This window comes from Brevibacillus centrosporus, from assembly GCF_003710815.1.
In the GTDB taxonomy this organism is placed as follows: Bacteria; Bacillota; Bacilli; order Brevibacillales; family Brevibacillaceae; genus Brevibacillus; species Brevibacillus centrosporus.
The window spans coordinates 486533-501085 of sequence record NZ_RHHP01000001.1 but is presented as its reverse complement, the minus strand read 5'-3'; the positions used below and the strand labels follow the sequence as shown (position 1 = coordinate 501085).

The window sequence follows — 14553 nt, the reverse complement described above, 5'->3', positions numbered from 1 at the left end:
TTAGTATGAACGCTCCTCCCTTCGCTATGCGTTGCGGGAGGCGTTCGTTTTTAGCTGCCGAATCAGCGCGCTGTCTGGCGTTACGTACAAGGTGCGCTGCTGTTCGTAGATCACGTAGCCAGGTTTGGAACCGCTTGGTTTTTTTACATGTCTGATCAGGGTGTAGTCCACCGGTACCTGGCTTCCCTGCTGGGCGCGGCTGAAGTAGGCTGCCAGATTGGCGGCTTCCAGCAAAGTCTGATCGGAAAACTCTCGAGCGCGGATGACGACGTGAGAGCCAGGGATATCTTTAGTATGCAGCCACGTTTCATAAGGAGCAGCCAGCTTGTTGGTTAGATATTCGTTCTGCTTGTTATTTTTTCCAACGAGGATATCCGTGCCATCTGTTGATTGATAGGCTTCCAGTTCAGGGCGAACGTCTTTCTTTTTGCGTGGGCCACGCTTTTTACGATCGCGCATGTAGCCTTGCTCGACCAGCTCTTCCCGAATTTCCTCGGCATCCTTGAGGGTAGCATGAGCCAGCTGTACGAGAAGTCCATCCAAATAGCTGATTTCCGTTTGGGCTTGTTCGATTTGCTCCCCGACAACTTGCATGCTGTTTTTCGCCTTGTTGTAACGCTTGTAATACGACTGCAAATTTTCCGAAGGGGTCTTGAGCGGATCGAGTGGAATGGTGATCATGGCACCTGCTTCGTCGTACCAATTGACTGTGACGAGCTCGGTATCTCCTCGCTTCATTTGATGCATGTTGGCCGTGATCAGCTCACCGTACAGGCGGAACAGATCAGCGTCTTTTGCTTCCTGCAGCGTATTTTCAAGCTTCTCGATTTTTTTCTCGTTCTTGTTTTTCTCCCCTGTCACGAAGCGGATCAGATCATGCGCACGCTGCTTGACGGTATCACGCAGAGCTTTCCCTTCATAAAAGGCTTGCAGGCAGGCTTGAACAGAGGCAAAGCTCGTAGCGGACACACGATCTGTGAGATGTGTGAGAGCTACGACATGAAAGTTCGCTTTGTCTGCCGTTTCCACTATTTCTGGAGCGTACTTGTCCTGCAAAATATCCTGCATGATCTCGGAATACGCTTTCCAGAGAGAGTCTCGATTGGCTAGGCCTGCACGGAAAACGATCTCTTTTGCCAAAAGGGGGCTGATGCCCGTATAGGCCTCCACAATTTGCTTGTCGAGTCTGCCGCTGTTCCAATCGATCGAGGACAGAAACGACTGCTCCGTTGCTGCCAGGGGGTCCTCTTTGTCCTGGCTCGGTGGGGAGACGTAGTGTTTACCAGGTACGACTTGGCGGTATTGGCTGATCGCCATCGTGACATGCAGAGCACTGTCGAGGATCATGCCGGACTGCGGGTCCATGAGGATGATATTGCTGTGTTTCCCCATGATCTCCATGATAATGCGCCGTGAGACAGTATCGCCGAGCTCATCCCGTGTTCGAACGTCGATGTGGATGATGCGCTCCATGCCTACCTGCTGGACAGACTCGATTACGCCGCCTTCGCAATGCTTGCGCAAAAGCATGCAAAACATCGGAGCCTCCAAGGGGTTGATGAATTCCTCGGTCGTCAAATGAATGCGCGGATAAGTCGGGTTGGCGGAAAGGAGAAGCTTTACGTTTTCTCCTTGGCAGCGAATCTGCATAACAATATCCGTATGATGGGGCTGGTGCACCTTGGAAATGCGTCCGCCCACGAGTTTATGTAGCTCCCGTACGACAGCACGGGTTACAACGCCGTCAAATGCCACTATGCTCACCTCAATCAAAGAAAGTACATGAATAAATCGGGCATGGTGAAGAGCTGCCAGTCACAGTGTAGCACAAAGGCACGTGGGGAGGAACTTTGTTGTCGGCCCGTATTCGGGTCTTTGCTGCCAACAAAGTTGACACTGCCAAGAGTTGTCTCCTATAATTAATTAATTGATTTTACGTCTGTGGAAGTGAAAACAATGGTTCGAAGTATGACAGGGTATGGACGAAAAGACGACATGAAGGGCTCTTTGCGGTTGACGGTGGAGCTTCGTGCCGTCAATCACCGGTTCCAAGAGATACTGGTGCGGTTGCCCAAAAACATGAGCATGCTGGAGGATCAAGTCCGCAAGCTCGTTGCACAGTATGTACGACGAGGTCGTGTGGACGTGACGATTTCCTTGGAAGGAAGCGCGACGATCTCGCCCGAGGTTGCCATTGATTGGAGCATAGCCGAACAATTCCTGAAGCTGTCGCGCGAGATGGACCAGCGCTTTTCACTGGAGACGCCACTCACCGCCAAGGATTTATTGCTTTTTCCCGGCGTGATACATACCAAAGAAACTGAGGAAGCAGAGCGCGACGAATTGGCGAGCTGGCTGCTTTCCGAGGTCGACACTGCGGCAAGGGATCTGCTTTCCATGAAAATGGTCGAGGGAGAACGGCTCTATGCTGATCTGACCCAACGGCTGCTTTCAGTCAACAAGTGGTTAGAAGACATCATTCTGTTGGTTCCTTCCAGTACGCAGGAATACCACAATCGCCTGCACCAGCGCCTGAGCGAGTGGGCAGAGCAAGCGCCATTCGAATTGGATCAGCAACGCTTGGCACAGGAAGTCGTTTTCTTTACGGAGAAAAGTGATATCAGTGAAGAAATTACTCGCCTCAAGAGTCATTGCCACCAGTTCAAGCAACAGCTGGAAAAGGAAGAAGCGGTTGGGCGCAAGCTGGATTTTCTGCTGCAGGAGATGAACCGAGAGGCAAATACGATTGCCTCCAAAGCCAATCATTTGCAAATCCAGCATCTGGCGGTCGAGATCAAGACCGAGCTGGAGAAGATGAGAGAGCAAGTTCAGAATGTTGAGTAGGATGAAAGGATGGGCTGGGCCGTCATGGCAATCAAGCTAATCAATATTGGATTTGGTAATATTGTAAACGCGAATCGCATTATTTCGATCGTAAGTCCTGAGTCGGCTCCAATCAAAAGGATCATTCAGGAAGCGCGTGACCGCAATATGCTGGTAGACGCGACGTATGGCAGACGGACACGTGCGGTGATTATTACGGACAGCGATCACGTGATTTTGTCGGCCGTTCAGCCAGAGACAGTAGCACAACGGCTGACGACGAAAGATGACGAATCGGATGAATAAGTAGGAGTTGTAAATCATGACCATGGTTGATCGCGGTCTCCTTCTGATTCTTTCTGGACCTGCGGGAGTGGGAAAAGGAACGGTCTGCAAAGCTTTGCGCGAGCGTATGCCTGAGCTTGTGTATTCCGTTTCTGCTACCACTCGTTCTCCGCGTCCAGGAGAAGTGGATGGAGTCAATTACTTTTTTAAGTCCAAGGAAGAGTTTCAGCGCATGATTGAACAGGATGAACTGCTGGAGTGGGCTGAATACGTAGGAAATTTCTACGGAACTCCACGTAAGTTCGTGGATGAAATGCTTTCTCTTGGAAAAGATGTTATTCTGGAGATTGAAGTGCAGGGCGCTCTGCAGGTAAAAGACCGTTTTCCACAAGGAACGTTTTTGTTCCTGGCTCCTCCTGATCTGAATGAACTGGAGAACCGCATTGTGGGACGAGGCACCGAGACGGAAGATGTCATTCGCAAACGGATGGAAGTCGCCCGCGCGGAGATCGAGCTGATGGATCACTACGATTATGTGGTGGTCAATGACGTGATCGAGTCGGCATGTGATCGGATCCAAGCGATCATTACCGCTGAGCATCTGAAAAAAGAGCGTCAGGTTCACAAGTATCGTAAATGGTTAAAGGAGGTCGAATAATCCATGTTGTACCCATCTATTGATGAATTGACCGCAAAGGCAGAAAGCAAATACATCCTCGTAACGGTAGCGTCCAAACGCGCACGTCAGCTGAGAGAAAACAGCGAGCTGCAAGTTGTAAGACCAAAATCCAAAAAGTTTGTCGGGCAAGCTTTGGAAGAATTTATTTCCGACGAGCTGGTTCACGAATTTTTGGACGGACGCAAATAAGGTGACCCCACTAAAAACAACCTCATGCAGGTTGTTTTTTTCGGATAGGGACGAGAGGAGAGAGACGGATGCCCACGCTTGCAGGAAAACGAATTGTATTAGGCGTATCAGGCGGCATTGCTGCGTACAAGGCAGCGGCGCTTACGAGCAAGCTGACACAGGCTGGCGCGATTGTTCATGTCATTTTGACCGAGAATGCGCAGAAGTTCGTGCAGCCGGTGACATTTCAAGCTTTATCTCATCAGCCTGTTCATACGGATACATTTAACGAGCCGGATCCTCATGTGATTAGTCATATCGATTTGGCGGACAAGGCAGATTTGGTGCTGGTGGCACCTGCGACGGCAAATATCATCGGGAAAATAGCGAATGGAATCGCGGATGATATGCTCACGACCACACTGCTTGCGACAAAAGCGCCTGTCATGGTAGCGCCTGCGATGAACGTGAACATGTACGGTCATCCTGCCGTGCAAGCCAATATGGAGAAGCTGGTGCAGTACGGCTATCGCTTTGTGGAGCCTGGGGTAGGGCTTCTGGCATGTGGCTGGATTGGCAAAGGCCGCTTGGCTGAGCCGGAAGAAATCGTGGAGGCAGTCGCCGCTTTTTTTGCGGAGCAGAATCAGCCGCGGCCGCAGGATTTGCAGGACAAGCTCGTGCTGGTTACAGCCGGACCTACGCGCGAAAAGATTGACCCTGTCCGCTATATTACCAACCATGCCTCAGGAAAGATGGGCTATGCCATCGCAGAGGCGGCGCGGGATCGCGGAGCGCGGGTCGTACTCGTCAGTGGACCTACCGCTTTGCCAAAACCGACAGGCGTCCAGTTTGTAGCGGTTGAATCCGTACAGGAAATGTTCGATGCGGTTATGGAGTATTTGCCTGAGAGCGACATCGTGATCAAATCGGCTGCAGTTTCTGACTACCGGCCAAAAACGGTTCAAGAGCACAAGATGAAAAAAGGGGACGGACCTCTGGTGCTTGAGCTGGACAAGGCGCCTGATATTTTACGGACGGTCGGGGAGAGAAAGACGAAGCAGTTTGTCGTCGGATTTGCTGCGGAGACACAGGATGTGATCAAGTACGCTCAGGACAAGCTGGAGAAAAAGAACCTCGACATGATCGTTGCAAACAACGTACTGGCAGAAGGAGCGGGCATGGGAAGTGACACAAACATCGTCACTTTGCTCACACGGGCCGGAGAGATCGTGGAGTTGGACAAGCTGAGCAAGCGCGATGTAGCGGACAAGCTGCTCGATGCTGTAGTGCTGAAGCTCGCGAAACGTCCGCTGTCTGAGCTGTCATGATTGCCCAAATCATCGTGGACGTGCCGGTCAATCGGACTAACCGGCCATTCGATTACCGGATTCCTGCGTGGCTAAGTCCTCTCATTCGGGTAGGAAGCCGCGTTGTTGTTCCTTTTGGTCCACGTAAATTGCAAGGATATGTGACCGGCATCACAGACGAAGGTACTGACTTTACGGATCACGCCCGATTAAAAGAGGTGGAGCAAGTCCTGGACGATACCCCCCCTCTCACCAAAGAACTGCTCGATATGAGCGAGTGGATGTCGAAGCAATATTTGTGTCCTTGGGTTACGGCTGTTCAGGCGATGCTGCCAGCCGTTCTGAAAGGCAAATCGGAAAAATGGCTGACGGCTACAGACGATCTCGATGAGGATACATGCGGAAACTCAGGACTGCTTTGGGAGCTATCTCGCAAGCGGCAGCTTCCTTTGGCAGAGGTGGAAAAGCAGTTTCCCGAAGAGTATTTGCTCGTGCCAGGATGGATTCACAGCGGACTTTTAGCGACGGAATATCAGGTGAAGGATCGCATCACGCGCAAGCATCAGTCTTTTGTAAGGTGCTTGCTAGGTCCAGAGCAGCTGGCAGAAGCGATAGCTTCGCTGCCTGCAAGGGCTGAACAGATGCGGCGCGTACTTACGCTGTTCTCGCAGCATGCCGACCAGTCGTTTTCCATGCAAATGCTGCGAGACGAGTGGGGGATCACACGCTCTCCGCTTAAAAGCTTGGAGGCAAAAGGCTGGTTAGTGATAGAACAGGTCGAGGTTTATCGCGATCCGTACGCCAATCGGAAGTTTTCGGATAAAGCGAAGCCGGAATTTACCCCTCTACAAAAGCAAGTGCTGGCTCCGATCCTGTCGTCCATCCAAAATCAGGAGTACGCGGCCTATTTGCTTCACGGAGTGACGGGAAGCGGAAAGACCGAGGTCTATCTGGAAGCGATCGAAAAGACGCTGGAAAAAGGGCAGGAAGCGATCTTCCTCGTGCCTGAAATCTCGTTGACGCCGCAGATGGTAGAACGGTTCAAAGCGCGTTTTGGAGCCGATGTCGCCGTTTTGCACAGCGGCTTGTCGCAGGGAGAAAAGTTTGATGAATGGCGAAAAATTATCCGCAAGCAGGTAAAGGTGGTAGTCGGTGCGCGATCTGCCATTTTTGCTCCTTTTGAAAATGTCGGGCTGATCGTCATCGATGAAGAGCACGAGAGCTCGTACAAGCAGGAAGAAACGCCACGCTATCACGCGCGTGAGGTAGCTTTGTGGAGAGCGAAGCGCAACCATGCCGTGCTGTTGATGGGAAGTGCGACTCCTGCCTTGGAGACGTATGCACTGGCGACACGTGGGCGGTATACGCTCTTGGAAATGCCAGAGCGGGTAGGGAATCGTCCGATGCCGGCTGTTCATGTAGTCGACATGCGTGAAGAGCTGCAGGCAGAGAACCGTTCCATGTTTAGCCGCAAGCTGCATGAAATGATCGCGGATCGTTTGGAAAAGCAGGAGCAGATGGTGATCTTCCTGAACCGGAGGGGATTCTCCACGTTTGTCATGTGCCGCTCCTGTGGCTACACGATGCGCTGCATTCATTGCGATATTTCATTGACCTATCATAAAACGAATCATACAGCACGCTGCCACTACTGTGGCTATACGATTGCACAGCCTGCGCATTGTCCGGAATGCCAGAGCGAGCATATTCGCTTCTTCGGGACCGGTACGCAAAAAGTGGAGGCAGAGCTGGCCAAGCTGTTTCCGGGCATTCGCGTGATTCGCATGGACGTGGATACGACCTCCCGAAAAGGCGCACATGAGGAATTGCTGAGCAAGTTCCGGAAGGGCCAAGGGGATGTTCTCCTCGGGACGCAAATGATCGCAAAAGGGCTTGATTTTCCTCGGGTAACGCTCGCAGGAATCATCGCCGCAGACACCTCGCTGCATATACCGGATTTCCGCGCTGCCGAGAAGACCTTCCAGCTGCTGACGCAAGTGGGGGGACGTGCAGGCAGGCATGAGCTGGACGGCGACGTTGTCATTCAGACCTACACGCCTGAACATTACAGCATTCAGCATGCGACCCGGCATGATTACCGGTCCTTTTATGAGGATGAGATGCTTCAGCGCAGACGAACAGGCTATCCGCCCTATTTTCGACTGGTGCTGCTGACGTTCAGCCACGAGGATGTCCCCGTGGTGATTCGCAGCGCCCATACGATGGCGGATTATTTGCGGCAGCGACTGGCGGAGACGACGATATTATTAGGCCCGGTCGCTTCGCCTATTGCGAGAGTGAAGGATAGATTTCGTTTTCAGATCATGCTAAAATATCGTGATGAACCGCAATTGTCTGCCTTGCTCGCACAGGCGACAGCTGCGTTTGATGAGTGGAACAAACAGCAGAAGGTACTTATGACAATCGATGTTGATCCGTACGTACTGCTTTAGGGAGGATATCAACCAAATGGCTATTCGCACAATTGTAAAACATCCAGATCCGATCCTTCGTGAAAAAGCGATGGTGGTCACAAAATTCAATTCCAACCTGCACAAGCTGCTGGATGATATGGCTGATACGATGTACGACGCTGACGGGGTAGGACTGGCAGCTCCGCAAGTGGGTATTTCCAAACGCGTCATTGTCATGGATTGCGGTGAAGGTCTGATCGAGATCGTCAATCCAGAAATCGTGGATTTCAAAGGAGAGCAATTCGACTATCCGGAAGGCTGCCTGAGCATCCCGGGACTGCGCGGGGATGTGCGCCGCCACATGTGGATCAAGCTGCGCGGGCAAGACCGCAACGGAAATCCAATCGAGCTGGAAGCGGACGACCTTTTGTCCCGCTGCTCCCAGCATGAGATCGATCACTTGAACGGCGTACTGTTCATCGACGTGGCAGACAAGGTGTATCAGATCAGCCCGGATGAGGAAGGGGAATAATTCATTTTGAAAGAGGCTCGCGTATTATTCATGGGTACGCCTGACTTTGCAGTCGCAAGCTTGGAGGCGCTGCTCACGGAAGGGTACAACGTGGTCGGTGTGGTTACCCAGCCCGATCGCCCGGTAGGACGCAAGCAGGTCATGACGCCGCCGCCCGTCAAGGAGGCGGCTTTACGTCATGGTCTTCTGGTCCTGCAGCCGGAAAAAATCAAAGCGGAAGCAGCGCTTGATGAAGTGATTGCCCTTGCGCCGGACCTGATTGTAACGGCGGCCTATGGGCAAATCTTGCCGAAGCGACTGCTCGACGTACCACGCTTCGGGTGTATCAATGTCCATGCTTCCTTACTTCCCAAATACCGTGGCGGTGCTCCTATTCATAAATGCATCGTAAAAGGGGAAAAGGAGTCTGGGGTCACGATTATGTATATGGTGGAGGCCCTCGATGCAGGGGACATGCTTTCCAAAGTGGTGGTTCCAATCGAAGAGCGTGATACGGTCGGAACCTTGCACGACAAGCTGGCGGCTGCAGGCTCTTCGCTGTTGATCGAAACCGTGCCTCGTCTTTTGGCAGGGGAGCTGCAAGCAGAGGCTCAGGATCACGAGTCTGCTACGTTTGCTCCGAATATAAAACGCACCGATGAACGAATAGACTGGTCCCGCACCTCCGAGCAGATCTACAATCAGGTACGCGGTCTGAATCCGTGGCCCGTCGCTTTCACGACGCATGGAGGCAAGGTGTGGAAAATCTGGTGGGTTGAAAAGCATTCCGTGGACAGCAAGGGTCAGGAAGCAGGCACGATCATCGCCCGCGAAGAGGATGGCCTGGTCGTCGCTTGCGGAAGCGGTACTGTAAAAATCACCGAGCTGCAGCCAGAGGGGAAAAAACGCATGAGCGCTCTCGACTTTTTGCGTGGAGCGGGCAACAGCATTGAAATCGGCACAAAGGTAGGAGAATAGCCCGTGGCAAAAAAAGGTGCTCGTGACATCGCCCTCGATGTATTGAATCGGGTCGACGAACACAAGTCTTACAGCAATCTGGAGCTTCGAAATGTCCTGGATCGCTCGGAAATCAGCTCGGTAGATGCGGGGCTGGTGACAGAGCTTGTATATGGAACCATTCAGCGCAAGCTTACGCTGGAATTTGTACTGTCCCAATTTGTAGGGGGAAAAAAGGTACAGACATGGGTGCGCAATCTGTTGCTGCTCAGCCTGTATCAGATTCGTTTTCTGGACCGGATTCCCGAACGAGCTGCCGTGCATGAAGCCGTAGAGATTGCGAAACGTCGCGGACATCAGGGGATTGCCTCGATGGTCAACGGCGTGCTGCGAAACGTTTTGCGTCAGCCAGAGGTATGGGATCGACTGCCAAAAGGCGATGCCGTAAAGCAAATCGCGGTTACGCATTCTCATCCGGAATGGCTGATTCGCGAGTGGATCAAGCTCTACGGGGAGGAAGCTACAAAGGCGATCTGTGACGCAAACAATCGGGCTCCCCATACGTCCATCCGAGTGAATCCGTTGAAAACAACAAGAGACGAGCTGCTGACCAAGCTGAGAGAAGATGGCAGTGAGGCAGTGGCTTCGGTCTTGAGCGATCAGGGGATCATCCTGGACGGCGGGCACGCTGCAGGTACTCGCTGGTTTAAAGAAGGCTATTACACGCTGCAGGATGAAAGCTCTATGCTGGTAGCATCCGCAGTAGCTCCGCAGCCGGGCATGCGTGTGCTCGATGCCTGCGCAGCCCCTGGCGGCAAGACCTCTCATCTAGCGGAAAAAATGGACAATCGCGGTGAGATTATCGCCAACGACGTGCATCCACACAAGCGTGAGCTGATCGCAGGGACTGCGAAACGGTTGGGCATTTCCATCATGGAGACGATGGTCTGTGATGCGCTCGATCTTCCGGAAAAAGGTCTGGGCTTGTTCGACCGAGTCCTGCTCGATGCCCCGTGCACTGGCTTTGGCGTAATTCGGCGCAAACCTGACCTGAAATGGAACAAGTCGAAGGAAGATGTGCGCTCTATCGCTCAATTGCAGTATCAGCTGCTCGTGGGTCTGTCTACGATGGTAGCTCCCGGAGGTACGTTGGTGTACAGCACGTGTACAATGGAGCCGATGGAAAATCAGGATATTGTCCGCCGTTTTGTAGACAAGCAACCGGAGTTTGTATTGGACGAGACTTTGCGGGACGATTTACCTGCCGTTGTCCGCGACAAGATGGACGAATCCGGTGCTTTCGTACAAATTTTGCCGCATCATTTTGATAGTGATGGGTTCTTTATTGCCCGTTTGCGACGAAAAGATTAGAAAAAAGAGGAGTGGCGCGCCTTTTGAGATGGTGCCACTCCTTTCCCTTTGTTTGCAGCGGTGCGGATTGGTTTACACTAGGAAAAGTGACGCATTTCTAAACTGGATGCCAAAACCGTTTGAAGCGCAGACCAATGCGAGGTACAATGATAGAATGACTGAAAATTGTTTAGCAATGAATTTGAGGATGTGAAAACAGCAATGCCGATTACCACATTTACTAGCGCCAAGCCGCTTATTTACAGCCTGACTCAAGACGAGATGAAGCAATGGCTGGTAGACGCTGGAGATAAAGCGTTTCGTGCACAGCAAATTTTTGATTGGCTGTACGTGAAACGCGTGACCTCTTTTGAAGAGATGAGCAATCTGTCCAAGGACTTGCGCCAAAAGCTGGCGGATACGTTTCGGATGGATCCTCTAAAAGAAATCACGCATCAGGAATCGCAGGACGGGACTATCAAGTTTCTGTTCCAGTTAGTGGATGGACACGCGATCGAGACCGTTATCATGCGCCATAACTACGGAAACAGCATCTGTGTGACGACACAGGTAGGCTGTCGAATCGGATGTACATTTTGTGCCTCTACACTCGGCGGGCTAAAGCGTAACCTCGATGCGGGCGAAATCGTATCTCAAGTATTGATGGCCCAGCGCAAGCTCGATGCGGATGGCGAACGTGTCAGCCATGTCGTCGTGATGGGAATCGGGGAACCGTTTGAGAACTTCGAGAGCCTGATGGGCTTTTTGACCGTGATTAACGATAACCGTGGACTGAACATCGGCGCTCGTCACATCACAGTCTCCACCAGTGGGATCGTGCCGAAGATTTACGAGTTTGCGGAAAGAGGCGGACAAGTCAACCTGGCTATTTCCCTGCATGCTCCGAATACCGAGCTGAGAAGCCAGCTGATGCCGATTAACCGAGGCTTCCCTCTTGCACAGCTGATGGAAGCTTGCCGTCACTATATTAACAAGACAGGCCGCCGCATCAGCTTTGAATACGGTTTGTTCGGCGGGAAAAACGATCAGCCGCAGCACGCGGAAGAGCTGGCAGAGCTGATTGGCGATATGCTGTGTCACGTCAACCTGATTCCGGTCAACTACGTACCGGAGCGGGATTATGTACGCACACCGCGCAACGAGATTTTCCAATTCAAACGCATTTTAGAGGACAAAGGAATCAATGTGACCATCAGACGGGAGCACGGCAGTGACATCGCTGCTGCTTGCGGTCAGCTGAGAGCACAACACGCTAAAGAAACCGTGGGGTGATACCATGGAAATTGCAATGAAATCCCATGTGGGCCACGTCCGTTCCGTAAATGAGGACTACTTTGCCGCTGAGGCAGATGTGAACGGACGCGCCCTCGCTGTTCTGGCCGATGGTATGGGCGGACATGAGGCGGGCGAGATTGCCAGCCGCCTTGCTGTTGAGCGAATAGTAAAAGAACTGCGTCACCTTGCTGCTGATGTAGTGGGAGAGGATGCTCGTGAGCATCTGATGAACGCTGTGCTGCTCGCGAATAAGGAAGTGTACGAATACGCGCAGGAACACCCGGAGTGCAATGGGATGGGGACGACGACAATCGCGGCCTTGTTTGGGTCAAGCACGGTCATGACGGCGCATATCGGAGACAGCCGCCTTTACAAATACGGTTCCGACGGTTTGGTGATGAAGACGGAGGATCATTCGCTGGTCAATGAGCTGGTGAAAAATGGGCAGATTACCGCCGAAGAAGCGGCTGTCCATCCCCATCGCAATGTCATCATGCGATCATTGGGGACGGAGCCGGATGTCCTGATCGACCTGGACGAATTTGAATGGGAGCCTGGGGATGTCGTCTTGATTTGCTCAGACGGATTAAGCGATAAAGTGCCAGCTTCTACGATGGAAGAATGGCTACAGAAAGAGACTTCTCTGCAGGAGAAGGTAGACGGCCTGGTGCAGGAAGCGCTGGCCGCTGGTGGGCAGGACAATATTACGCTCGTTGCCGTGCGCAACATGCCCGTAGCCAGTGAGAAAGAGGGGTGAGAGAGATGGATGGTCAACGGCTTGGAGGGCGGTACCAGCTAGAAGCCCGCGTAGGTGGGGGTGGAATGGCGATCGTTTACAAGGCCAAGGATTTGATTTTAAATCGTCCCGTTGCGGTGAAGGTATTGCGTTCACAGTTCGGGGGAGACGAAGACTTCGTGAACCGGTTCAGACGGGAAGCGCAGGCAGTTGCAAGCCTGTCTCACCCCAATGTGGTCGGGGTTTACGATGTTGGGCAGGACGGCGACACCCATTACATGGTGATGGAATACATAGAAGGCTATACGCTGAAGGAAGTTATCATTCAGCGAGGCGCTCTTCCCGTGGAAGAAGCTGTGAGAATCGCGGAACAAATTTGTGACGCACTCGATCATGCCCATCAAAATCAGATCATTCACAGAGATATTAAGCCACACAACATCATGATCGGCAAAAATGGGCGAGTAAAGGTGACAGACTTCGGTATTGCCCGTGCAGTTACCTCAACAACCATTACCCATACGAATGCGATGCTGGGCTCCGTCCACTATTTCTCGCCTGAACAAGCGAGAGGCGGTATCACTGGGGAAAAATCGGATATTTACTCATTGGGGATTGTGCTCTACGAAATGGTGACTGGAGAGCTGCCGTTTTCCGGAGACTCGCCGATTTCTGTGGCGCTGAAGCATCTGCAGGAGCCGTTGCCAGAGCCGCGGCAAGTAAACCCGGCGATTCCGCAAAGCGTCGAGAACGTCATTCTCAAGGCTTTGGTGAAGGATCCGTTTCTGCGCTATTCGTCTGCGCGTGAAATGCTAGAAGATTTGGAGACCTGCCTGTTTCCCGAGCGCTTAAACGAGGAAAAGCTGACGTTCCCGATTGACGAGGAAATGACACGGGTGGTTCCGCTCATTACACAGGACATGCTCGATCAGCACGCAAACGGCCGGACAGGTGTTGGCCAAAGAAGCGGTAGGTACGAGCAGCAGCTCGAGGACGACGAGGAACAGAAGCCGCAGAAAAAATGGTGGGTCAAAACCTTGCTTTGGGTAGCGGGAATCGGTTTGTTCCTCGTGCTAGGCTTCTTCGGATTCAACTTCCTGCTCAATGTGTTCCCTTCCGTACCTGAGGCACCGGTTCCTTATGTAGAAGGGATCGAGGTAACTTTGGCGCAGAAGAAGATAGAGGAAGCCAATCTAGTGGCGAAAGTCGTGGAGGAAGCAAACGATACGATAGAGAAGGGCTTGGTCATCAGACAGGACCCGGCTCCGCCCATGCGGTTAAAAGAAAAAGCAATCGTCACGCTCTATGTGAGCAAAGGACAGCAGGCTGTTCCTATGCCAAATCTCGTCTCCTTATCCCGATCGGTTGCTGAGGATATGCTAAAGCAGCTGGGCTTCAAGACAAATGCCATCACGTTTGAGGAAGTCGAGGATGACAACGCAGAAGCAGGCATTGTGATTGGTCAGTCGCCGGATGCAAACGCGTCGGTTTACCCGACGAAGGACACGGTCCGCGTCACTGTCAGCAAGGGCAAATCGTTTGTGAAAATGCCAAATGTCGTCGGAAAATCGGTGGAGCAGGCTCAGGTAGAGCTGTTCAAGCTCGGACTCGAAGTCGGTGAAACGAAGGAAGAGCCGTCGTATACGACAGACAAGGCAGGCGTCGTCCTCTCCACTCACCCGTATGATGCAGGGATGCAGGTGCAAAAAGGAGTTAAGGTACCACTCACGGTAAGCAACGGTCAGTACCCGGCGGACGCCAAACTGGCAAACGCACCTGTGTATGTGGAAGTCGTACCGGGCGAAACTGCGGAGATCAAGATCGAAGTGAGTGACTCCCGCGGTGATGGGCAGCAAGTGTACAAGGAGACGATCACGGAGAGCAGGGAGTACGATGTTCCAGTCGTTCTGTCTCCACAAAAAGATGCCGTGATTAAAGTGTTCAAAAAAGATCCGACGAAAAATGAGTATGTGGAATACCAGACCATACCCATTTCGTACAGCAGCTTGCCATAAGCATGTGGAGGG

The 14553-nt window shown here is 52.3% G+C and carries 13 protein-coding genes; 12 read left to right on the top strand and 1 reads right to left on the bottom strand.

The genetic code is table 11. From position 1 onward, the window contains the following. Positions 1-24: 24 nt before the first annotated feature. Complete coding sequence (locus tag EDM55_RS02525) at positions 25-1755, bottom strand: Rqc2 family fibronectin-binding protein (protein WP_092267862.1); 1731 nt, start codon at positions 1753-1755, stop codon at positions 25-27. A 201-nt stretch (positions 1756-1956) separates the two neighbouring features. Here EDM55_RS02525 and EDM55_RS02520 point away from each other — a divergent pair, with 201 nt between their 5' ends. The 12 genes from EDM55_RS02520 (at position 1957) to pknB (ending at position 14541) form a co-directional block, all read left to right on the top strand. Next, a complete protein-coding gene (locus EDM55_RS02520) occupies positions 1957-2844 on the top strand; it encodes a YicC/YloC family endoribonuclease (protein ID WP_092267863.1) in 888 nt (295 codons plus the stop codon). 24 nt (positions 2845-2868) lie between these two features. Further along, a complete protein-coding gene (gene remA, locus EDM55_RS02515; protein WP_015891999.1) occupies positions 2869-3129 on the top strand; it encodes an extracellular matrix/biofilm regulator RemA in 261 nt (86 codons plus the stop codon). A 16-nt stretch (positions 3130-3145) separates the two neighbouring features. After that, positions 3146-3766 (top strand): guanylate kinase, encoded by a 621-nt coding sequence (gmk, locus tag EDM55_RS02510; protein WP_122959522.1) that lies wholly within the window; start codon positions 3146-3148, stop codon positions 3764-3766. Positions 3767-3769: 3 nt separating this feature from the next. After that, the gene (gene rpoZ / locus EDM55_RS02505) at positions 3770-3976 is read left to right on the top strand and encodes a DNA-directed RNA polymerase subunit omega (protein WP_092267865.1); all 207 of its coding nucleotides are present in this window, start codon (positions 3770-3772) and stop codon (positions 3974-3976) included. A 68-nt stretch (positions 3977-4044) separates the two neighbouring features. Further along, positions 4045-5283 carry a bifunctional phosphopantothenoylcysteine decarboxylase/phosphopantothenate--cysteine ligase CoaBC gene (gene coaBC, locus EDM55_RS02500; protein ID WP_092267866.1) on the top strand — a complete coding sequence of 413 codons (1239 nt, stop codon included), beginning with the start codon at positions 4045-4047 and terminating at the stop codon, positions 5281-5283. Beyond that, positions 5280-7715 (top strand): primosomal protein N', encoded by a 2436-nt coding sequence (priA, locus tag EDM55_RS02495; protein WP_092267867.1) that lies wholly within the window; start codon positions 5280-5282, stop codon positions 7713-7715. The genes coaBC and priA overlap by 4 nt, the downstream gene beginning before the upstream one ends. Before the next feature lie 16 nt (positions 7716-7731). Further along, on the top strand, positions 7732-8208 hold the full coding sequence (gene def, locus EDM55_RS02490; RefSeq protein ID WP_092267868.1) for a peptide deformylase: 477 nt from the start codon (positions 7732-7734) through the stop codon (positions 8206-8208). Between the two features lie 6 nt (positions 8209-8214). Then, complete coding sequence (gene fmt, locus EDM55_RS02485; protein WP_092267869.1) at positions 8215-9165, top strand: methionyl-tRNA formyltransferase; 951 nt, start codon at positions 8215-8217, stop codon at positions 9163-9165. A 3-nt stretch (positions 9166-9168) separates the two neighbouring features. After that, positions 9169-10515, top strand: a complete 1347-nt coding sequence (rsmB, locus tag EDM55_RS02480; protein WP_092267870.1) for a 16S rRNA (cytosine(967)-C(5))-methyltransferase RsmB — start codon at positions 9169-9171, stop codon at positions 10513-10515. A 201-nt stretch (positions 10516-10716) separates the two neighbouring features. After that, positions 10717-11787, top strand: coding sequence for a dual-specificity RNA methyltransferase RlmN (gene rlmN / locus EDM55_RS02475; protein WP_122922138.1), 1071 nt, complete (start codon positions 10717-10719; stop codon positions 11785-11787). Positions 11788-11791: 4 nt separating this feature from the next. Continuing rightward, positions 11792-12547: a Stp1/IreP family PP2C-type Ser/Thr phosphatase gene (locus EDM55_RS02470; RefSeq protein ID WP_092267872.1), complete on the top strand. Its 756-nt coding sequence runs from the start codon at positions 11792-11794 to the stop codon at positions 12545-12547. Between the two features lie 5 nt (positions 12548-12552). After that, positions 12553-14541, top strand: coding sequence for a Stk1 family PASTA domain-containing Ser/Thr kinase (gene pknB / locus EDM55_RS02465; RefSeq protein ID WP_092267873.1), 1989 nt, complete (start codon positions 12553-12555; stop codon positions 14539-14541). The last annotated feature ends 12 nt before the right edge of the window (positions 14542-14553 follow it).

Excerpts from the sequence above, each read along its gene's own strand:
- EDM55_RS02520 (WP_092267863.1), top strand. The coding sequence starts at position 1,957 with ATGGTTCGAAGTATGACAGGGTATGGACGAAAAGACGACATGAAGGGC.
- remA (WP_015891999.1), top strand. The coding sequence starts at position 2,869 with ATGGCAATCAAGCTAATCAATATTGGATTTGGTAATATTGTAAACGCG.
- gmk (WP_122959522.1), top strand. The coding sequence starts at position 3,146 with ATGACCATGGTTGATCGCGGTCTCCTTCTGATTCTTTCTGGACCTGCG.
- rpoZ (WP_092267865.1), top strand. The coding sequence starts at position 3,770 with ATGTTGTACCCATCTATTGATGAATTGACCGCAAAGGCAGAAAGCAAA.
- coaBC (WP_092267866.1), top strand. The coding sequence starts at position 4,045 with ATGCCCACGCTTGCAGGAAAACGAATTGTATTAGGCGTATCAGGCGGC.
- priA (WP_092267867.1), top strand. The coding sequence starts at position 5,280 with ATGATTGCCCAAATCATCGTGGACGTGCCGGTCAATCGGACTAACCGG.
- def (WP_092267868.1), top strand. The coding sequence starts at position 7,732 with ATGGCTATTCGCACAATTGTAAAACATCCAGATCCGATCCTTCGTGAA.
- rlmN (WP_122922138.1), top strand. The coding sequence starts at position 10,717 with ATGCCGATTACCACATTTACTAGCGCCAAGCCGCTTATTTACAGCCTG.
- EDM55_RS02470 (WP_092267872.1), top strand. The coding sequence starts at position 11,792 with ATGGAAATTGCAATGAAATCCCATGTGGGCCACGTCCGTTCCGTAAAT.
- pknB (WP_092267873.1), top strand. The coding sequence starts at position 12,553 with ATGGATGGTCAACGGCTTGGAGGGCGGTACCAGCTAGAAGCCCGCGTA.